11 protein-coding genes are annotated in these 21,969 nt (G+C 62.0%); 3 read left to right on the top strand and 8 right to left on the bottom strand.

Features of this window, described 5'->3' with window-relative positions:
• Position 1: 1 nt before the first annotated feature.
• Positions 2 to 7,033 carry a hypothetical protein gene (locus HPT29_RS04560; protein ID WP_173947868.1) on the bottom strand — a complete coding sequence of 2,344 codons (7,032 nt, stop codon included), beginning with the start codon at positions 7,031 to 7,033 and terminating at the stop codon, positions 2 to 4.
• A 65-nt stretch (positions 7,034 to 7,098) separates the two neighbouring features.
• Positions 7,099 to 7,887 carry a hypothetical protein gene (locus HPT29_RS04555; protein ID WP_173947867.1) on the bottom strand — a complete coding sequence of 263 codons (789 nt, stop codon included), beginning with the start codon at positions 7,885 to 7,887 and terminating at the stop codon, positions 7,099 to 7,101.
• Between the two features lie 1,207 nt (positions 7,888 to 9,094).
• Between HPT29_RS04555 and HPT29_RS04550 the strand changes: the two genes are divergently transcribed.
• The gene (locus HPT29_RS04550; RefSeq protein ID WP_173950209.1) at positions 9,095 to 9,358 is read left to right on the top strand and encodes a hypothetical protein; all 264 of its coding nucleotides are present in this window, start codon (positions 9,095 to 9,097) and stop codon (positions 9,356 to 9,358) included.
• Between the two features lie 276 nt (positions 9,359 to 9,634).
• Positions 9,635 to 10,888: an MFS transporter gene (locus HPT29_RS04545; RefSeq protein WP_173950208.1), complete on the top strand. Its 1,254-nt coding sequence runs from the start codon at positions 9,635 to 9,637 to the stop codon at positions 10,886 to 10,888.
• Between the two features lie 136 nt (positions 10,889 to 11,024).
• On the opposite strand, the gene HPT29_RS04540 is transcribed toward HPT29_RS04545, so the two are convergent.
• The 6 genes from HPT29_RS04540 to hmgA form a co-directional block, all read right to left on the bottom strand.
• Entirely contained in the window at positions 11,025 to 13,211 is a 2,187-nt protein-coding gene (locus tag HPT29_RS04540; protein WP_173950207.1) for a CHASE2 domain-containing protein, read from the bottom strand.
• A 114-nt stretch (positions 13,212 to 13,325) separates the two neighbouring features.
• Positions 13,326 to 16,058, bottom strand: a complete 2,733-nt coding sequence (locus tag HPT29_RS04535) for a cadherin-like domain-containing protein (protein ID WP_173950206.1) — start codon at positions 16,056 to 16,058, stop codon at positions 13,326 to 13,328.
• Between the two features lie 545 nt (positions 16,059 to 16,603).
• Positions 16,604 to 17,998 (bottom strand): sensor histidine kinase, encoded by a 1,395-nt coding sequence (locus HPT29_RS04530; RefSeq protein WP_173950205.1) that lies wholly within the window; start codon positions 17,996 to 17,998, stop codon positions 16,604 to 16,606.
• Positions 17,995 to 18,657 carry a response regulator transcription factor gene (locus HPT29_RS04525; protein WP_173950204.1) on the bottom strand — a complete coding sequence of 221 codons (663 nt, stop codon included), beginning with the start codon at positions 18,655 to 18,657 and terminating at the stop codon, positions 17,995 to 17,997. The genes HPT29_RS04530 and HPT29_RS04525 overlap by 4 nt, the downstream gene beginning before the upstream one ends.
• A 761-nt stretch (positions 18,658 to 19,418) precedes the next feature.
• A complete protein-coding gene (locus HPT29_RS04520) occupies positions 19,419 to 19,625 on the bottom strand; it encodes a hypothetical protein (protein ID WP_173950203.1) in 207 nt (68 codons plus the stop codon).
• 444 nt (positions 19,626 to 20,069) lie between these two features.
• The gene (hmgA, locus tag HPT29_RS04515) at positions 20,070 to 21,428 is read right to left on the bottom strand and encodes a homogentisate 1,2-dioxygenase (RefSeq protein ID WP_173950202.1); all 1,359 of its coding nucleotides are present in this window, start codon (positions 21,426 to 21,428) and stop codon (positions 20,070 to 20,072) included.
• Positions 21,429 to 21,487: 59 nt separating this feature from the next.
• Between hmgA and HPT29_RS04510 the strand changes: the two genes are divergently transcribed.
• The gene (locus tag HPT29_RS04510) at positions 21,488 to 21,922 is read left to right on the top strand and encodes a MarR family winged helix-turn-helix transcriptional regulator (RefSeq protein WP_173950201.1); all 435 of its coding nucleotides are present in this window, start codon (positions 21,488 to 21,490) and stop codon (positions 21,920 to 21,922) included.
• Positions 21,923 to 21,969: the final 47 nt, after the last annotated feature.

The following is a 21,969-nucleotide window of genomic DNA, read 5'->3' as shown; positions in this document are numbered from 1 at the left end:
ATCAGATGATGATGAAGTGCTCATGAGTCAGCTGAAATCCCGACGGAACGTTGGAAAGAATGGCGATCACGATTGAGGGCGCCGCCTCCCCGCTGAATCCGTCCGGATCGTATACCAATGCCCCTGACGTCTCGTCGTACAGCAGCTGGAAGTCCCCAACCGGATCCGAACCCGCGTAGAACACGAGGGGATCGACTGTCCCGTCTAGTCCAGCAATCAACTCCTGGAAGATCGCGCTGCTCAACTGGATCCTGTCCTGCGTCGGATCGAAATCCTGGATATCGACAGGGTTGAGCGGATCGAGAGGAGCGTCGAATACGAAGGTATCCGCGCCGTCACCGCCGTTCAGCACATCCGCGCCGCCGCCGCCGTGCAGGATGTCGTCGCCGCCGCCGCCGGACAGGTTGTCGTCTTGACCACCGCCGATGATGGTGTTGGCGTCATCGTTGCCGACTACGGACTCGAACAGCATGTTCTCCACGAAGATCCTCACCTCGATCAATTCGGAGGTAGCACCGTTCGAGTCGGTAACCTTCAAGGTGATCAGGTGGCTGACGTCCTGCTCGAAATCGAGCTTCAGGCCGTCAGCCACGATAATGCGCCAGCCGGTCGTGCGGCTGCCTTCGAGAGCAAAGCGTCCATCCGCATTGTCTATCATTTGGACGTCCCACGGACCTGTGTCGCCGGGGTCCACAACCGTGATTTCTCCGACCGGAGTGATCAAGCTTTCGGAGAACTCGCGGACGATATTCTGGGATAGTACGATGCCAGTCGGCGCCGTATTCGGTCCCCCCGCGGCCACCGAGTGCACGGTCGCCGTGCCGCTCTGGCCCAGGCCGTCCGTCGGGTGCGTGAAGTCCGTCAGCGTCACGTTGAAGGCGATGTCCTCGAACTGGCCGGCATTCAGCGGGCGCGGATCGAAGCTCAGGGCCCGCAGCTTAGTCTGCAGGTCGGCCGCATCAGTGCCCGTCACCGTGTAGGTAGAGATGCCATTGCCGTCCGTGCCCACCAAGATCAGATGGTCGCCGACGAGGTCGCCCAGGTCTTCCCGGAACGTGATCGTCGCCATGGTCCATTGGCCGTCATCGTTGTCGATGAGCACCGAGCCGAACGGCGCCACCGTGCCCGAGTTCGCATCGGCATCGACAGTGCCCAGGCCCCCGATCGTCGGCACGTCGTCGCCCGGATCCTCGTTGCCGGCCGCCGAGTGCACGGTCACCGTGCCGGTCTGATCGACATTGGCCGTGGGATGGCCGCTGTCCGTCACCTTCACGGTGAAGACGACGTTCTCGGACGCCCCCATGGCCAATTGACGCGGATTGAAGCTCAGCCCGCGCAGCAGGGCCTGCAGGTTGATCGCATCCGTGCCCGTCACCGTGTAGGTGACGATGCCGTTACCGTCCACGCCCCCCGGGGTCAGGCCGTTGCCGGTGAGTTCGCCCAGGATGTTCAGGAACGTGATCGTCGCGGTGGTGGCCTGGCCGACCTCGTTGCCGATCGTCACCGAACCGAACGGCGCCACCGTGCCCGAGTTGGCCGTGGCCTCGATGGCCGCCGCCGGAAGGCCGCCGATCGTCGGCGCCTCGTCCCCCGCCGGCGGCCCCGTCACCGTGGTCTCGACCTTCACGTCCTGGTTGGCGGCCGGGAAGGCGTGGTGGTGGTCGTCCAGCGTGATGGTGAAGGTCGTGATGATCGGAACCGGGCTCTGAGCGGGTTGCTCCGATGCGTTGAAGGTGAGCTGGCCCAGGATGACGCGGAGGGCCGTCAGCGTGCCTTCGAACGTCCAGGTGATGCGATGAGCCGCATCGTCCTTGACGAACGTTCCGCCGATGCCGGGCGCATCGCCGTTCAGGAGACCTTCGCGGCTGTCGAAGCTGATCTTCAGCGTCAGGATTTCGCTGCCGCTGTCGGTGTCCTCGAGCGTGACCCCAAGGAACGGGTTCACGGGATCCGCCGCCCAGTCGGTCGTCTTCGTCACGGCTCTCAGCGGGTCGACGATGATCGTCGGCGCCACGTCGTCGGGGCCGCCCGTGACAGTCGCGTTCACCGTCACATGCCTCGTCGTGTAGGTGCTCTCGTCTTGAGCCGTGACGGAGAAGTCGATCGGAACCACGGAACCCAATGGTCCGAGATTGTTCGCGGGATTGAAGGCCAGGAGCTTGATGTAGGCGGTGATGAGGGCCTGGTTGCCGATCACCGTGACATTCTCGTCGGTCTTGAAGATCGTAAGGTCCGGGAAGTCGTCATCGTCCGGACAAATGAATGCACCGCCATTGAGGGTATTCAGAGTGATGTTCACGAGGATCGAGGCATCGTCCTCATCGAAGAAGGTCAGATCCTGGAAGGGCGCGACGGTGTCGCTGTCTTCCACGGGCCATTCGGTCTTGCCATTCGGATCGACCAGGATCACCGGAGCGATGTTGTCCACATCCTGAACGAAGATCTGCAGCACCTGGGGCGTGGACCAGGCACGGCCGTCGGAAGCCTTGACCTTGATCTCGTACCACTTGAGGCCATTCCCCTCATGCGGAGCGTTGGCGAAGTCGAGGGCGTCCTTGACATAGACGTTCCAAACGTCACCCTCCCGCATGATGTAGAACTTGTCCGCCAGATCCTCGTCCAGCACGTATTCGACGATGGGGTCCCCGTTGTCGTCATAGGCACTCAGCTGGCCGATGAACTGGTACGCGCCGATGTCGTCGTTGACCATCGGGATCATGCCGCCTGCCCAACCGATCAGATCCGGCGCGCGGTTGGCGACCACGGACTTGACCGTGATGTTCGGGTCGTACGAGACGAGGGCGCCGGCGTTATCCTGGACTTTGATCTCGAACGTGACGACATCGGTCGTACCGGCCGCGACCCCATGCCGGTCGGTCGGATTGAACTTCAGCGCCCGCACGGCATCGAGAACGTCCTGGACAGAGCCCCCGAACGTGTAAGTCCCGGTGAAGATGTTGCCATTCGCATCGATGAAGGCGCCGCCGTGATCGCCGCCGGCCGTGATGGTCACGGTGATGAAGTCGTTGGCGTTGGTATCGCCGATCGTGACGTTCGTGAAAGGCGTCACGAGATTGACGGTTTCGTTGTCGGCGATGGACAGGTCGTCGCCGCCGCCGCTGATCGTGGGATCGCGGTTCGCGACGATGGAATTCACCGCCACGGTGTCGTTGGTGGCGATCTCGGCCCCTGTGGCTTCATCGACCAGAGCCATATGGAACGTGGTCTTCAAGGAGTTCCCGACCTCGCCATCCGGACGATCGTTAGGGTTGAACCGCACGTGAGGCAGGGCGGAGATGATGTCCTGCATCGACCCCTTGAGCTTCAGGACGCCAGCAGCCTCATCGTATTCCCACGCATCATACATGATCGACAGTTCGCTGAGGTCGAGTCTGCCCTCGGTCGGATCGAACCGGATCTCCAGGTAAAGCCCGGCCCGGTTGGCATCCGACACCATGATGCTCGTGAACGGCGAGGCGATGCCGTTGTCGGCCACGTCCGTTTCAGGATCCTGAGTCCAGATATAGGGCGAGGAAGCGCTCTGGACCGTGAACTGATAGGTTGCCGTGACGAACGCAGCCGGCTGACCTTCGTCGTAGGTGATGACCGTCAGGGTGTGCTGATGGGCATCGAGCGGCGTCAATGCCTCCTTCAAGGTGATCTCGCCGGTCTCGGCATTGATCTTGAACTTCCCGAACTCCAGAGAGCCGTCCGCGAACTTGTACCTGTTCTTGAGGAAGTTGCTGTTGTTGTTGCCGTTGTTCCGGTCGGGGTCGATCGCCTCCGCACGGATGATGGGCGAACCGGCTCCCATGCCGATGACGACCTCGGGCGGTGCGTCCTTGAACTGGATTCCGGTCGGCAGGTCGTTATCGTCGGTGACGTAGATCTTCACGATGGTGGGGGTGCTGGCATGTCCGGACTGGTCCTTGGCGACCACCTTCAGGGCGTAGTACTTGCCCTTCCCGTCCTTGTCGTCCTTCAGCTCCTGCGCCTCGTAGTCGAGCGTCTTGGTGGGATTCAGCGTGATCTTGCCATCTGCCGCGATAACGAAGAGCCCGCCCGGATTCGCGTCGGCCGCCGTGTCGAAATCATAGGACACGGCCGCATTCTCGGGATCCACGGATCCCGTCACGGTCAACAGCGCGGCCGACGGCACGACGTTCTCGGTCCATGACGCGGACAGTCCCGGGGTCGGCGCGTTCGGCGCTTCGTCCACGTTGGTGACGAAGATCTTCACCAGCCTCTCGGCCGAGGAATTTCCGGCCGGGTCCTTGGCCACGACCTTGACGATGTAGTATTTGGGGCCGTTGGGCGTATCCTGACGCAGATCGGCCGCCTCGTAGTCCAGGGTCTTGGTGGGCGCCAAGGTGATCTTGCCATCGAGGCTGACCTGGAACCGGTTGCCGGGATTGGCATCGCCCGCGCTCGAGAGATGATAATTGACGTTCATCTGCTCCGGATCGATCGATCCCCGAACCTGCGCCAGGGTGACACCCGGGCCGGTCCCTTCCGCCCAAGTCTGGGGGCCGGGGTCATTCGGGATGCTCGGCGCTTCATCGACGGGCGAGACATAGATCCGGACATCCTTGATCGAAGACCCATGATTTTTGCCGTCCGAGGCGACCACCCTGACGACGTAGTACTTGCCGCCATCAAAGGGATCCTCGTTGAGATCGGCAGCCTCGTAATCGAGCGTGACGTTCGGCGCCAAGGTGATCTTGCCGTCCGCACTCACCAGGAAGCGATTGTTCGGATTGGCGTCGGGCACCTGTGCCAGGGAGAAAGTGACCGGATCGCCTTCCGGATCGACGCTGCTCAATTGGACGATGGGCTGGGTCGGGACGGTGTTCTCGACCACCGTCGGCTTGCCGGAATAGCTCGGGATGGACGGCTCTTCATCGTCGTTCGTGACATAGATCTTGACCGGCGTGACGGCCGACTGATTGCCGGCCGGGTCCTTTGCCACGACCTTGACGATGAAGTAGCGCTCGGCCCCGTCCTTGACGATTGAGCTCGCCTCGTAGTCGAGCGATCCGTTAGGCTGCGCCAAGGTGATTGCGCCATTGGCACTGACGACGAAGAGCCCGCCGGGATTGGCGTCGGCATCCGTCGCGAGCGCATAAGTAACCACGTTCCCTTGCTCGGGATCCAAGGCGCCGCCCAACGTCACCAGAGATCCGGCAATGGGCTTGTTTTCGAGGAAGGTCGGCTTGCCGGAATATTGCGGAGCACTCGGCGCCTCGTCCACGCCGTTGATGTAGATCTTAAAGCTCTCCTGGGAGCTGTATTTTCCCCCGGAGGTTTCGACCGCCCGGACGTCGACGACGAAGTACTTCCTGCCCTGCCCGTCGGTGAGAAGGCCGGAGAACGGATCTTCGAAGTCGATTTTCGTCTTGAGCGCGATGTCGCCGCTGTCGGGATCGATGCTGAACTTGTCCTGATGCGTCAGGAGCTCATATTTCAGCGGCCCGCCGACATTGTCGGGATCCCTCGCCCAGACCTGCGCGACGAACCCGGTGAGGTTCTCGTCGATGGACGAGGATCCCCTGATGACGACGGGCTTGTCCGGCCCGTAATCGACGCTGCCAGCGCCTCTTGTAAAGACATGCTCGATATTCGCGAGCTTCCGGCCGTCGAAATTGGCGACATAGATATAGGCCGTATCGTGGGCCCCTTCGATCGTCGTCCGGAATTCGCGGGGATCGTCGTCGATATTGCGGATATGGTAGGTGTCGTCGCCGAGGCCGCCGATCATCGTGTCGACGCCGCCGCCGCCTTCGAATTCGTTGTTTCCGCTATTGCCTGTCAGGATGTTGTTGCCGGCATTGCCGGTCAGCTTGACGTTCGCGGTTCCCTCCGCCTTCAGGTTCTCGACAAAACCGGCCTTGGCGCCCAGATTGTAATCGATCGTGGTGTGGATGAGATCCTTCGCGCCTCCGGTGATGACCTCGACCACGACATCGCCGTCATTGTCCACCCAGTACTCGTCGTCGCCATTGCCGCCAACCATGGAATCGATGCCGACGTCCCCGAACAGCTGATCATCGCCGTTGCCGCCGTAGAGGGAATCGTTGTGATCACCACCCGACAACTTGTCCTTTCCCTCACCCCCTTCGAGGCTGTCATTGCCTTTGTCGCCGAAGAGGTAATCGTCTCCATCTGCGCCGAGAAGATGATTGGCGTTGGCATTACCCAGAATTTCGTCCGACTGGTTCGTTCCCTGCGCGTGGTCGATATTCTTGACGTCGTCAGTGGCGGTCGTGCTGCCGATCGTTTTGACGGCTTTCTGGGTGGCGAGATTGATCTTGACCGAACCACCCAGCGAAACGTAGTCGACGACGCCGCCGTCAACGTCACCGTCGATCAGGTCGGAGCCCGCGGAGCCGTAGAAGAAGTCAAAACCGGATCCGCCAATCAGCGTATCGTTTCCGGCGCCGCCATAGAACTTGTCGTCCCCGCCGCCACCATTGAACCAGGCGCTGGAACTGTCGGCAGTCAGAGTGTCACTGCCGTTGCCCGTGCTGACTTGCCAGATGTCGATCAGGGTGTCCGTATAGGTACCGTCCGTCACCTTGCGGGTGGTGAGGTTCACGTTTAGGTTAACTGAGGTACTGTAAGTGAAGGTGAACCGCGCGCCAGCGGCTGACGTGTAGGTGTAATCGCCATAGAAGGCCCAGCCACCTATGAGTGTGTCATTGCCGTCGCCGCCAAACAGGAGATCGTTGGAATTGCCTTCCAGTCGGTCATTCCCGCTGCCGCCCCACAGGACGTCTCGGACGTTGTCATTGAAACCTTGACTGGCGAAAAGCACATCGTCGCCGTCCCCGCCCTGCAATCCGTCCGCGTCCCATCCGCCGTCGAGCGTATCGTTGCCGAGTCCGGCCTTGAGATCGTCGCTTCCGGCCATTCCGAACCACTGCCAGGACTTTTGTGCTGAATCGTACTGCGTCTCGATCCAGAACTGATCATTGCCTCCTTGATTTTTCTGATCACGATTGGTGCCGATGATCTTCTCGATATCCGCAGCCACGTGAGCGTATGGACCGCCGAGTCCCGATGCAAGCCAAAAGCCTTGGCCTGTTTGCCCGTTGAAGGTCATGCGACCGGCGTTTTTTCGCTTCCCCATAGCGAGAAGTCGACAGTGTCGATACCCGTACCTCCAGAGTAGTTGTCGCCGTATTGACCGTCGTCTATGTTTGAGAAAAACCGGCCATAGATCATGTCATTGCCAGCGCCGCCGTCGATGGAAGCGTCCCCGGCTCCGCCGGCCCAGATCGTGTCGTTTCCGGCCAACAGATCGGCGCGCACGGAAAATGCAATTCCACGCAAGTCAATCGAGTCGGGATCGTTGGGATCGTCCTTGCCTTGAAGATAAATCGACGAGAAGGTCATCACAGGCCCTGCGCTATCGGCAGACTTGTCGGATGCGAGGAACGATGGCTGATCAGAAAGAGTTGCAGCCTTCCCCTTGGCGTGCGATGTCTCAGCAGCCTTCGCCGCCGTGCCGCCGGCCCCATGCTCCTGATGATTAATTGCATTGGCGAGAGCGGATGAGTTCCGCTGAACTGCCTCATTCGAGAGCCTGTCGCTGGAGAAGCGATCCTCCAGCACGGGCTCGGATTTCACGAGCGGCGTCAGCCGCTCGATCGCGTGCGCCGCCTTATCGTCTTCCTTAAGCGTCGCGGGAGCCTCCATCGAGCGCCGACCGTCCTTCTCATCCTGCGGCAGCGCGAGACCCGGCGCCCGGCTCGGGTGGTCGTCCAGGGGGGGAGCCATGTCGGGTGCGGCCATGTACGCTGCCGCACCGCCGGCGAGCGTGTCGTCAAGCACATTGCCGACGTCGATTCGATCGCCGATGACGTTCTCGAAAACGGGCTTGTTCATGATCATGTCCCCCTTGCCTGGACCGCTACGCAACCGTGTCGGAGCCGACGGGCTCCTTAGAAATGAATTAATATTACGTAACATATCCGAGGGAACCAGAAAGGCAACGCTGTTACGCAAAAATGCTTAATCGCTCTCTGGTTGCCGATTGTCGCAGGCCCGTCCCTATCAGAGGTTGTCTGATTCCATTCTGAAGCCAGGAAAATAGACCCTGAAGTTGCAGTCCCGTGCCGGCGTGATCGGGCGGAACGCCTTGCTTTTCATAAGAAAAACGCAGAGCCGGAACGCGGCCTGCCTGTCTCTTGACGGGTCCTGCCGATAGCAATCACGAGCCGTCGCCTGCCGGTGCGAGACATCATACGCATTTGCAAGCTGGACTTTGCCAAATTGCAATCTCGTTGCCATTCCAGGACCGCCGGCCCGGAACGCGTTCCTGACCCGGTCGAGCCTGCCGGCAGGCCGATGCCCTCCTGGATCGCCCCCATCGGCCCTGGTCCAGGATGCTCAAGCCCTTCCGGTCAAGGCCTTCGGGCACCGGGCTCATTCCCCGCATGCGAACGGGCGGGTTCTCTCATCCCCGGCCGGTGCCGGCCACCCTCCGCGTCATGGCATCCCCGCTCGTCTTGGCGCCCTCTCCCGTCTTGGCGCCCCCCCGCCTGTCCTGGCCACCCTCCGTCATTCCACCCCCGACGTCATGGCCGGGCTTGTCCCGGCCATCCCGATCATGTGAAGCGCGGCGTTTCGTGCCATCGGGATCACCGGGACAAGCCCGGTGATGACGTGCGGAGGATGAGCATGAGACGGAGAGTTCGAGACGATGCGATGATGTTCTTATTTCGTTCTTGACAATCCTCCTAACCTGAGCTATATCATTACTCAGATCGGTTCCGACGAGGGGCGCGCTCGAGGCGTTCGCAGCGGAGGGAACCGGCACGGTCCTGCGACAGGCTTCGCAAACCTGGGCGCGCAGGAGGCCGACCTTGGGCTCCGTCCAGCTGGTCCGCCTGAAAAGAACCGTGCGCGAGGGGCGGTCCTGCTCTTCCATCCCACCCATAGCATCGAGCCGGGCCGCCACTCGCGCCACCCTCGACTGCCTTCAAACCCGGGGCCTGTCCGGCCCCGGGCCGAAGACCCGTGCCTGTGCGCACGCCTCTTTATCCATTCCTTGCAGCCATTCCTCACCACCATCATTGCCGAGAGACCCATCATGATCCAGGACAGCGACATCCCCCTGTTCAACATGCCCGACTACGACGACACCCTGCGCCGCCTGTCCGATCTGCTCATGGCGCACAGCATCTGCCGCAGGCGCACGTGTCAGAAGAACGAAAGCTGCCAGGGCGGGTATGGGCCGCCGTGCTATCTGCAGCAGCGCCATCTCTTCGCCGATGCGGTCCTCTACGAACTCGACCAGTATCGGGGGTACTGGCACAAGCAGCGGGAGGCCGCGAAGGCGGCTCTGCGGCGGTGACGAACCCGCCGACGGGCCGACCAGGCTGCATCCTGGCCGGGCGTGTCCCGCCGGCCCCGATCGAACAGCCGCGCCCCGCATGACCGGAAGCACCGGCACGGGGCCCACGACGGCGACCGGGGCGTCGTTCCCGGTCCGGCAGGAGGAGGCGCAACGCGGCCCGCCGTGCCTTCTCCTGCCGTGCGGCAATTTTTTGCCGGCGAAACGCTCCGCTCGGCCCAAAAATGGTCTACAGAAGCGCCCGCGGGATCGGCCGGGGAACGAGGGACGAGCGACATGGCATCCAAAGGCTGGGCGGCCTTCCGCCACAGGGATTTCCGGCTGTTCTGCGCGGCCCGGTTCGCCATGGCGCTGGCCGTGCAGGTCCAGACGGTCGCGGTCGCCTGGCTGGTCTACGATGCCAGCGGCAGCGCGCTCAACCTCGGCCTGGTCGGGCTCGCGTCGTTCCTGCCCACCATGGCCCTCGTGCTCGTGACCGGCCTCGTGGCCGACCGGTACAGCCGGCGCTGGATCCTCATGCTGGTCTTCTCGGCCATGATGCTGACCTCGCTGGGCCTGCTCACGCAAGTGCAGGCGGGCGTGCCGGCGCTCTGGCCGATCTACGGTCTCCTGGTGGCCTTCGGGGCCGCCCGGGCCTTCGGCAATCCCGCCGCCCAGGCCATCGTGCCGGGCCTCGTGCCGTCCGGCGACCTCGCCAACGCGATCGCCTGGAACTCCTCGGTCCAGCAGGTGGCCACCATCAGCGGCCCGGCGGTCGGGGGCATCCTGTACGCGGTCCATCCGACGGCGCCGTTCATGGGATCGACCGTGTGCTTCGGGCTCGCCGCCCTGCTCGTGGCGGCCCTGCGCCTGCGCCCGGCCGACGCCAAGCGGGAGCCGGTGACCTGGTCCCGCCTCGTGGCGGGCCTCGTCTTCCTGCGCACGCGGCCGCTTCTCCTCGGGGCGATCTCCCTGGACCTCTTCGCCGTCCTCCTCGGCGGGGCCACGGCCCTGATGCCGATCTTCGCCCGCGACGTGTTCCATGTGGGCCCCTGGGGGCTCGGCCTCCTGCGATCCATGCCGGCGGTCGGGGCCGTCATCATGGCGGTGGTCCTGGCCCATTCGTCGCTCCTGTCGCGCCGGGCGGGCCTGCGCATGCTGCAGGCGGTCGGCGTCTTCGGCCTCGCGACCGTGGGGTTCGGCCTGTCCACGAGCTTCGGCCTGACCCTGGTGCTGCTCGCCATCCTGGGGGCGGCCGACATGGTCAGCGTCGTGGTGCGCCAGACCCTCGTCCAGGCGGAGACGCCGGACGATCTGCGCGGGCGCGTGGCCGCCGTCAACACGGTGTTCATCGGCGCGTCGAACGAGCTCGGCGAGTTCGAGTCGGGAACGCTCGCCTGGCTCGTGGGGGCCTCGCCCGCCGTCGTGATCGGGGGCATCGGGACCCTCATGCTCGCAGGGCTCTGGCGGTTCTGGTTTCCGGATCTCGCCCAGCGCGATCAGCTCGTCCGCAGCGAGGTAGCGCCGGAGGCCACGCCGCAGAAGACCTGATCAAGGCTAGCGCATCGTGCGGAAACGTGGATCCGGTTTTCGCTGACGCGGCCCTTCGGGTCCGCTCGAACGACGCGCTCTTCAAAACAGGCAGGAGCATCGGAAAAGGCAGGAGCATCGGAACGGATGCTCAAGGTCATTTGGACGATGCGGGAGCCTCGATCTGATGCCGGATTCGCTTTATGTAGAAGTCGTGGTAGTCGTCGAGCCCGAAAACCTTGCCGGTCTCCCGACCGAGCAGGATCGTCTCGAGGGCCTGCGACCATTCCCTGGCCCGATAGGCCGCGAGCATCGCGTCGTTCCGCTCCAGCAGGCCGACGAAGTCGGGATCCGAGGCCATGTCGGCCCGTCCGAGCAGCGCGAAGATGCGCTCGGGCTCCTGCTTTCCGCGGACCTGCAGATGATCCAGTTCGAGAACGGCAAACCGCGAGCGCACCGCCTGGGCGGTCTTCTCCCCGACGATGATCGAGACGCCGTACTGCTTCGTCAGCCCCTCCAGGCGGGATGCCAGATTGACCGTGTCGCCCAGGACGGAATAGTTGAAGTGCAGGTCGGAGCCGAAATTGCCGACCACGCAGACACCCGTGTTCAGGCCGATCCCGATCCGGAGCGGCGCGACCCACTGCGTCGGGTCGGCCTCCCGCCGGCGCTCCTCGTTCAGAATCTCGAGGCTCTCCTGCATGGTGAGAGCGGCCTCGCAGGCATGCGCTTCATGGGAGATGTCGTCGAGCGGGGCGTTCCAGAACGCCATGATGGCATCGCCCATATATTTGTCGATGGTTCCCCGATGCTTCACGATGTCCTTGGTCAGGGGCGTGAAGAGGCGATTGATCAGAGCGGTCAATCCCTGCGGATCGTCCTTGTACGCCTCCGAGATGGCCGTGAAGCCGCGGATGTCGGAGAACAGCACGGTGAGCTCGCGCTGCTCGCCACCGAGCTTCAGCCGCTCGGGCGAATGCGCCAGCTGCTCGACGAGATCGGGGGAGATGTATTGGCTGAAGGCCGACCTGATCCAGCGGCGATCCGCCGACACGGTCATGTAGTTCGTGCATACCAGGACGGCATAGACGAGGAAGCTCGAGGTCAGCGGGAACGTGTAGTCGATCAGAAGATCGAGATACGAGAAGCAGTACCACGACATGCCCAGGATCAGGGCCGCGATCAGGCCGCCGAGCACGAAGAGCGGCCCGGCGCTCACCGTGGGCGCCAACCCGATGACCGTCAGACCGAGCAGGGCTGCCAGCAGGATTTCGGCGAAGGCCGTGTAGCTGGGGCGGCTCAGGGTCGATCGCGTCAGAGCGCTCTCGAGCAGTTGCGCGTGCAGTTCGACTCCGGGAAGCGCCGGATGGACCGGCGTCACCTTGAGATCGAGCAGCCCGGCCGCCGAGGTCCCGATCAGCACCATCTTTCCAGCGATCCGGTCGGCCGGAACACGGCCTTCCAGCAGGTCGATGGCGGAGATGTACTTGCTCAGATCGGGAGCCGAGAAATGAATCCAGATCCGTCCCTTGCCATCGGTCGGGATCTCGAAATCCTGCACGCTGACGCTTCGCACGCCGCTCAGATCCGTCTTGACGAGGATGCCTCCGGCTCCCGTGGCAACCCGCAGCATTTCGAGAGACAGCGACGGAACCACGGTTTGGTTCGCCACGGCGACGACCGGAACGCGGCGGACTGTTCCATCCCCTTCCGGGCTGATCGAGAAAAGGCCATGCCCCTGCGCTGCATCGTCCAGGATGGGCAGGTTGCGCAGAAGCTGCGGGAAATCCACCAGGAATGCGCGTGGATCCGGGCCCAGCGTGGCGATCGGCGCCTGGCTGGCTGGCCGGGCGCTCAGCGCCGCTCCCGATACGCGATAGCCCGACTGTCCGAGAACGACCTTCGCGTCGCGTATCGCCTCGGCAAAAATCGCATCGTTGCCGGGGAGACGCCGAAGCCTCTCCATCGTGGCATCGTCCAGTCCCTGAAAAGTTTTCGCCGCAACGCCCGGAGAGCTGCGATCCTCTTCGGGAAAAAGCACGTCGAATCCGATGACCTCTCCGCCGAGTGCCACGATCTTCGAGATCATCTCGGCCATGACCGTGCGAGGCCAGGGCCATTGTCCCAGAATCCTCAGACTCTGCTCGTCGATATCGATGATGCTGACGAGATCCTTGCGTTCGGTGCGAGGATGCATGAGCTGATAGATATCGAAGGATTTCTGGCGCAGCGCCTCCACCGGGCCGGGATCCCAGACCCGCAAGGCCAGAAGGCTGACGAGAAGCAGCAGGCTGACGATCCGCCCGATCCCGAGGCGCCGCAGCTTTTTGAGGATCACGGTCACTGGGCTGGATCCGTGGAGCTACGGATCCATCGGACGGTCCCGCTTCCTTGGATGCTTGTGCCAGACAGCTTGCAGAAGGGAATGAAGAGACATGTCGGTCGGGTCATGAGTCCCTCACAGGATGAGGTCCGTCGAACGAGGGAGAGCACCCGCGATCGTCAACTCCGTCGTCAGGACCTCGCCGCTGGCGAAAGTGACAATGGCAGACACCGTGTTCCCATCGCCTGCCAACCGTCTCAGGCCTCCGACCGAGGCGTCGAGGACAAACCCGCTCGATGTCGCGACGAGGTCTTCGGGACCAAACTCCGGAACTTCGATTCCGTTCACGAAGACGTCGAGATCGCTGACGACCCCGCTCGGGAGCGGTGCTCCGAGGGCGGAGACATCGATCTGATCTGGCGCCGTCAGGCGCGAGGCCCCGCCCGTATTGTCGATCACGTTCAGCTGGGAAAGGTTTGCACTGGCGCCAACGCCAAGGGCTGTGATCCTCGCCTCATGGACGTCGTTCAGAGTGGCGAGTTCCGCATTGAACGCGCCTTGCCCGTTGCCGTCGGAGAGGAAGTACAGAAAGTTTTTCTCTCCTCCCTGGTCCAAATCCTGCAGCCGTTCGTTGGCTGCCCGCAGCGCGTCTGCGAAATTCGTGCCGCCTCCTGCGTTCAACCCTCTCAGATGGCTCGCAATCGCGCCTTCGCCTATGCTCCCGAGGCTGAACGTCATGGCGTTCACGGTTCCTCCAGCCGAGGCTTCGGCCGGGTCGGCGCTGCCATTGAACGGGATCACTGTCACCGTGACGTCAGCTGGGGAAAACCCCAATCCTCTGATCCGCTCGGTCAGCGCGATCAAACTGGCGATTTCAGCATCCAGAACCGTATCGGCGCGCCCGTCGCCATTCAGATCGCCGACCGGCGCTCCCTCAAACAGACCCGACGTACTGCCCGAGATATCGACGAGGTAAAGGACATTCATTTGTGGCTGCAGAACCGGTCCCAGACTGACGACGAGATCGAGGTCCGCTGTTGCTGTCGTCGTTGCCGACGGCGCATCGATGGTGAGAGAGACCGGCTGGTTGTTGAACCCGAGGGAGCCACCGCTCGAAGCCGACACATGGGGCGACGAAAACGTTCCCGTGCCGTGGACCTGCACGGTGACGTCCGCCGTATCGCTCCCTCCCTTCGCGTCGGAGATCGTGTAGGTGAATGTCACCGTCGCGGTCTCACCCGCGCTGAGCGCCTGGAATTCCGTTCCCGGATCGAAAACGAGATCTCCGGACGGGTTCCGGAAGACCGAGCCCTCGAGCGGAGCAGTCCAGCTCGTGATATGGATCTTATTGCCATCCACATCACGGTCGTTCTCGCGCACAGCCAAGACCCGTCGCCCGAGCTCCGCAACATCGAGAATGCGGTCGCTCACAGCATTCGGAGCGTCGTTGCGACCAATGACGGTCCAAGACACCGAAGCGGGAATGCGGACGTTTTCGTCGATCTGCAGGACGTAGTCGACGGTGACGACTTGGAATTCGCCTTCTCCCAGGTGCTGGTAGGCTGGGTGCGACGGATTGAGGGAAAAACTCCGCGAACCGGCGAGATATCGCACGCCCGCAGGCAGCCCGGTTGGTACGATCAAGACCGGCAGCCCCGCCGCTTCCCGGATCAGAGTGTCGGGCAATGCGCCGAGCCGGGCAAGCGGCCCATCCTCGATTGCCTCGCCGAGAACTTCGGCAGGAGCCGTTATGATCGCCGGAATGATCAGGTTGGAGGGCGTTGCGCGCCCCGTGCCGGAAGGGGTGATGACGCTGAACTGCGATGGGTCGGGTGTTTCGACCGGTTGGGGCAGGTTCACCGGAACGATCGGCGCGTCCTCGAAATCGCTGCTGCCCCTCCTCTGTCGCTGCTCCTGGGAGAACACCTGAAAGAGATCCCGGACGAAGTCGCTTTCGCCACGGATGTCGTCGCCTGTTTTCGCGATCTGCGTCATTCGCGGTTCAGAGCCGGAAACAGGGGTCAGAAGCGTCGACGTGCGGGCGTCCGACATCGCGGTGATCACCTGCGATGGGTTAACTTTGTCGAGCAGGAGGAAGGAGCCGACCGTTCCGTCCGGCTCAGTGAGCAGCGAGAACCGCGTAGCGCCGCTGACGGCGGCGACCTCTGCTTGTACGGCGGTTCCCCTGATGGCCATGGTGGCAACGGGCGTGTCGACCTTGAGATCACCTGTCTTGGCGATCCGACCCGCAACAAACCCGATCAGACCTTGCACGAGGGTGAACAGCGCCGAATTCGAACTCGAATCCGCAGCGTAGATCATGTCGTTCAGCACCATCCGGGCGCTGGCAGACAGATTGAAGACCGCCCCGTCGTTGAATTTGATCGTCAATGAGGACGCCGTTCCCGTTTGGACGACGTCACCTTTTGCGACCGTGTCGCCGACCTGCAGGTCGACCGACACACCATTTCGCAGAACCGTCGCCGTTCCCGACACCTTCTCGACCCGCCCGATCGGCGTGCGACCAGCAGGAGTACCCGAGAGCTGGGCATATTGTCCTGGCAGATCGGCCCCTGCCAGCAACTCGATCGTCTGTGCCGTCAGGCTCGCTCCTTCGGGGGTCGTGATGTTCAGGCGTCTGTCCCCGCTGAAATAATCGAGAATGACTGCTTTAGCGTCATGCCTCGCCAGCAGAAGATCGGTTCCAGATCGCCTGAATTCCGCATTAAAAAGGAGGTCTTTGTCTGGAAAGACAACGGCTGCTTCAGGGTCAGCGCGGCTCTCCGACGCCTCGGCGGCGTCGACCCAGATGTCGAAAACACTGGCGCCGTCCCGAGACTGGTACACAGCCGAACCTTTGTGTTCCAAGGAATGATAGCTCTTTCGACCGTTCATTCCTACCGGAACGAAATCTTACGATTAGGTATCTTGGCTGCTGATCCCCGCGGCTGACGAGGCTCTTCTAAGCGGCCCATATTCGTCCATGTCTATTCCGCCTCTCGAATCGTTCCCATTCGTGGAGCGGCGCGCGTACGGCGCTGGACGCCCTGAGAAAATCGTCTCGCCGTCATAGTGCAGCAATCTCGCTGGTAGAGGGCGCCGTCCCTTCAAGGCCCTTCAGACTTGTCCCCTCGGAAACCTTGCCATGTTGATCGAGCCGGACCCGCTGCGCTCACCCTGTTGGATGTTACTACCGTCTCCTACGGCGCTACTTCCTCCGGAATTTCCGCTTTCGCCCGCGCTTATAACTGGCGTGACAAGAAGGCCGCTCCGAGGGAAAGAACAACGGATGCTGCCCGTGAACCGGTTCGGTGCATTGCTTCATGGCGACGCGTCATGGTGTCCTTCTGGAAGAAAGTCGTCCACGCACTCAGAGCATCGCTACATCGGATGCCGCCCCTCCCGGCAGCGCTTCAGGAATTCGTAGGCATTACACTCCTTGGTGCATTTTCAACTTGCCCTGGGCGGCACAACGGAACGTCGAAGACGACGCGGCAGTGTCCGTTGCTTTCAATCTCCGCATCGATTCCGTACTCATTCAGGATATCCTCCACGATGCCGAGGCCAATTCCGCTTGAACCTGGCTCCAACCGCCCTGGAACGCCCCTCTCAGGTCTTTGCCCCTGTCCTTTGCCGGAGAAGCCAGGGCCATCATCCGTGACGCTGATCCTTGCCCTATCGTTTAATCTTTCTACCTGGATGGCGACACATGCATTTGCCCATTTGCGCGCGTTGTCGAGCAGATTACCCATGACCTCACCGAAATCGTGAGGATCCATATCGATGGCCACATCGCCTGGGATATCGGTTTGCCACATCAGCCGCTCACCTCTCGGCATGTGCTGCATCAATCGCAGAAGACGAGCAACGGTCGGCTCGACCTGCGTATACGCCCCACAGGCGGCCGGCGCGCCGCTCGTGCGAACCCGTGCGAGTTCGCGCTCCACATGCGTGTAGATCAATCGAAGCTGGTCCTGCATGCATTCGGCGGCCTCTTGAAGCCCCGCCTGCTCGAGGCGCCGCACCTCACCGCCCAATATTGTCAAAGGCGTTTTCAAGCCGTGAGCCAGCGCGCCGGCGCGGTCGCGCGCTTTGCGGACGAGATCTTCCTGACGGTCAAGGAGATTGTTGATGCTATCGACAAGCGGGGACAGCTCGTCGGGAAAGGGTCGCGTCATACGCCGGATCTGGCCGGTCCGAACTGCATTCAGCTCCTGTCCAACGGACCTTAGCGGACGCAACCCCAGCCAGAGCTGAAGCCAGGCGAACAGCACAAGCACAGCGGCAATCGGGATGAGGACCCGCGTCACATCCCATCCAAAAGCCTGACGCAGCTCTACGATCTGATCGTGATCGAGGGCGACGGCGAGACTCACACGACGTGGGCCCTGCGGGCCATCGGTCGCGACCTCTCGTTCAATGATGTAGAGTTCAGAGCCGTCGGGCCCCTCAACCTCGAATGCGCGGTCGTGTTCACCGCGCTCTCGATGTCCATTCGTTGGAAGCTCCTTATCCCATAGCGAACGCGACCGCACGATCGCTCGTCCACCCTCGGAGACCTGCCAATAAGCTCCGCCATAGGGTTGGTGATAGCGCGGGTCCGTCAGCTTCTCTCTGATCTGGTCCTCGCCTCCTGCACCGAAAGCCGTTGCCAGTTCCGTCCAGTGAATGTTAAGGTCCTGCTCGACATACCGGAGAATCTGTCGCTCGAAGAAGAAGACGAGGGATGCTCCTGCGACCGCAATCGTTGCGACGATCGACATGACGGCGACGAACAGGAGCCGGAGCCTTATCGAATTTCGTGTCATAACGCGGGCGTCTCCATGATGTATCCGTGACCGCGCCGGGTTCCGATCGCTTTCGCTCCAATTTTGCGGCGCAGGCGAGCCACGAGGGCCTCAACGGCATTACTCTCCGGCTCGTCCGAGCCATATACATGCTCGACGAGCTCACCCTGAGTGACGACGCGATCTCGGTTATGGGCCAAGTATCTGAGCAAGCGGAACTCAAGCGGTGATAGCTCGATCGCCCTGCCGTTGAGCAGGACTCTCAAACGCCGCGTGTCGATATGCAGAGCGCCAATTTCAATAAGAGGTGTAACGTGGCGCCCCACCCGCCGCAGCAGCGCAGCCAATCGGGCCAGGAGCTCCTCCATCTCGAAGGGTTTCGTCAGATAATCATCGGCTCCAGCGTCGATGCCCTCAACTCGTTGAAGCCATGATCCTCGGGCCGTCAAAACCAGGATTGGAACTGTGCTGGCCTCCTCTCGCAATCGCCGTACCACAGATAGGCCGTTGAGCTTCGGCAGTCCGAGATCGAGGATCAGCGCATCGTATTCCTCGGTCGATGCCCGGAACCATGCTTCCTCGCCATCCCGGGCGATGTCGACTACATATCCAGTTTCAGCCAAAGCATGATGGATGTCCCGGGCGATAGCCGCCTCATCTTCGACGAGAAGTATTCTCATCAGCGTCTCCTGATTTGCAGGATCCGGCTGTTCCGTGCATCGACGACGACCTCCTGATACCGACGGTCGCGCGTGAGAATGAGGAATTCATAACGCCATTCACCAGTCCAGGATTGGCGCAGATCAACCTCCAAAACCTGACCCGGAACAGCTCGCGAGACCATGGGAAGCACAGTACTCAAAGCAAGGGCCCACCCCTGCGAGACCGCCTCCCTGGCACTCTCGGGGGAGGTGCTGCCCCAGCCGCGTGACGTAGAGATTTCGTCGTCGTCACTCCCACGACCGCGCCCACGACCAGAACTGTCATCTCCACCACGACCTTGACCTTCTCCGCTTGACCTATTGCCAGAGCCACTGTTGTCGCTGCCCCGGCCGCTGTTATCTCCGCTGCCGTGTCCTCCTCCATCACCGCCTCCGCCCCCACCGCCATCTTTTGCGAACGTGATCGTTGGGTGACTGGTCTGCACAGCGGCAGCAGTCAAGGCCGCAACAATGAAGACGAGGAAGTGGCGCCGGATCATAGGAACATCCAAAGTTCCTCAGCTTAGCATATCCAACCTGATATTTCGCTGACATGCCCTGTCAGGTTTGTATGTCTAGCTTCACCCATGCTGTCTCTCACCAGCGCTTGTTGCGCTTCGGATGAAGGGAGAGAGACGATGTTGAAGCGAGTTGCGACAAAGACGAGCATTCTGGCTCTTGGGACAGTTCTGGCGTCGTTGACCGCTGCCATACCGGCCGTGGTCATACACGCAACGTTATCACCAGCGCTCGCCCGTGGCGGTGATGATCACGGCGGAAGCCGCGGAGGTGATGATCATGGAGGCAATCGCGGAGGCAGCGACCACGATGGTCGTGGAGGTCAGGGCGGCGATGACCGAGGCGGACGTTCCGATGGCGATGGCGGACGCGGGGGCCGCGGCGGAGACAATGGTGGAAGAGGCGCGGAACGTGACAGAGGCGATCAAGGGGGTCCTCGCGCACAGGGCGGCGAGCGACGCGGCCATGGGGCGGATGATGGCGCGAGAGCCGCAATGTCGTCGATAGACCGAACAAGGGAGCAGCATCAAACACGTACACGCACCCGCGGGGCAGATGATCGCATGGAGGTGATGCAGGTTCGCGGGCGTGGCGCCGATGATGCAGGCACACTGGATGACAAGGGAGGCCGCCTCAGCCGTGACAGACGCTTTGAGCCTGGCGATGATCGCAGGGTCAATGGCCGATGAGATTGTGATGTTGGAGCCGACCGTGGGGACATTCCCGCCCACGGTCGGAGCAACGAGACTGTCGGCGATCGTCTCCTCGCCCCGGAGCAGATGTCCTCAAGACGGGCGTGTGCCCGTTAGACAGGAGAATGCACGAGACCGTCCAACTCCGTCACGAGCCCGAAGCCAGTGAGGCACGATACCTTACCGCTGGTTCGGGTTGAAGTGCTTCTGCAGCTTATGCCCGTAAGCGGCATAGTCCTTCTGCAGAGCCTCACTACCGGCGGCAAAGGCAGTCACCTTCTGTGGGAAGCGTGTCTCGAACATGAACGCCATCGTGCCTTCCAGCCGATGCGGTTTGAGTTCTACGTTGCTCGCCTTCTCGAACGCGTCGACGTCCGGCCCATGCGGCAGCATCATATTGTGGAGTGAGATTCCGCCCGGCATGAAGCCTCCTCCAGTCTTCGCATCATAAACGCCGTAGATCAGGCCCATGAACTCGCTCATCACGTTCATGTGGTACCATGGCGGGCGGAAAGTGTTTTCCGCCACCAGCCAGCGATCCGGGAAAATCACAAAGTCGATGTTGGCCGTACCCGGCGTCTCGGACGGTGAAGTCAAGACCGTGAAAATCGACGGATCAGCATGGTCGTACAGCACGGGCCCTACGGGCGAGTAGCGCCGGAGATTATACTTGTAAGGGGCGTAGTTGCCGTGCCAAGCCACCACGTCGAGCGGCGAGTGGTCCATGTCTGCAGCCCAGAGTGCCCCTCCCCACTTCACGTACATCTTGGATGGTGCGTCCTTATCCTCATAGGCCGCCACGGGCGTGAGGAAGTCGCGAGGGTTGGCCAAGCAGTTGGCGCCGATCGGCCCGCGCTCCGGCAAGGTGAATGCGCCACCGTAATTCTCACAGAAATATCCCCGAGCCGGTCCGGTCGTGAGCTCGACCCGGATCTTCACGCCTCGAGGGATCACTGCAATCTCGCCCGGTTCAATGTCGATAATGCCGAACTCGGTCCACAGGCGGATGCCGCCCTGCTGCGGCACGAACAGCATCTCGCCATCGGCATTATAGAAATATTCGTCCACCATGGACCGGGTGATCAGGTAGACATGCGCACCCATCCCCGCCTGAGAACCGGCATCACCCGCCGTGGTGATGGTGTGGACGCCCTCCAGAAAGGATACGCTCTCAGCCGGCAATGGGATCGGACTCCAGCGCATGGGCGCGATCGGCACCTCAACCTCGACGGCAGGCGCCGTGCGCCACAGACCGATCTCCGCCTTCCGGAACTCTCCCCAGTGGGTCACAGTTGGTCGGATCCGGTACAGCCAAGAGCGCTCGTTTGTAGTGCGAGGCGCTGTAAAGGGCGACCCGGACAGCTGCTCGGCATAGAGGCCGTAGGAGCATTTCTGAGGGGAGTTGCGGCCGATGGGAAGAGCCCCGGGTAGCGCCTCTGTCTCAAAGCCGTTGCCGAAGCCTGACATGTAGCCCGGCTGAATGGCGCTCTCCAGCCGATCGGCCATCTCGTTCCGCAAAGACGGATTCTGGACATTCATGAACGTGACCTCCACAATTGGTCACGATTGTAACTGTCAATTTTGTAACCAACAACGCCATGGCCAAACTTCAGCTCGAGCAGTTTCTGCCTTATCGCCTCAACCGCCTCGCTTCTGCGATTTCGCAGGATTTCCGCTCCATCTATGGCCCGCACTACGACCTAACGATCCCGGAATGGCGGGTGCTGGCCACGCTTGGGCAGTTCGACGAGCTCAGCGCCAAGGAGATCGGTCGACACTCGTCCATGCACAAGACGAAAGTGAGCCGGGCTGTCCGGACTCTGGAGGAGAGACGGTGGCTCAAGCGCCGCGGCAGTGAGGAGGACAGACGGGAGGAAATCCTGACCCTCACGGTTGATGGCCAGAAGGCTTATCGCGACATCGTCCCAAAGGCGGTGGCGTTCGAACGCCGCGTTCTGGACGATCTCGGAACGGAAGCCGAGCCGCTCCTGACCGTGTTGGAGCGGCTCGAGCAAATTTTCCGGGTGCGTTGATCTGGGTTTAAAGCGGCACATCGTCGGGAAGGCATTGGCCTTTGAGA

Origin of the sequence: Microvirga terrae, assembly GCF_013307435.2 — a bacterium.
GTDB lineage: Bacteria > Pseudomonadota > Alphaproteobacteria > Rhizobiales > Beijerinckiaceae > Microvirga > Microvirga terrae.
This window is presented reverse-complemented; position numbering and strand designations above follow the sequence as displayed.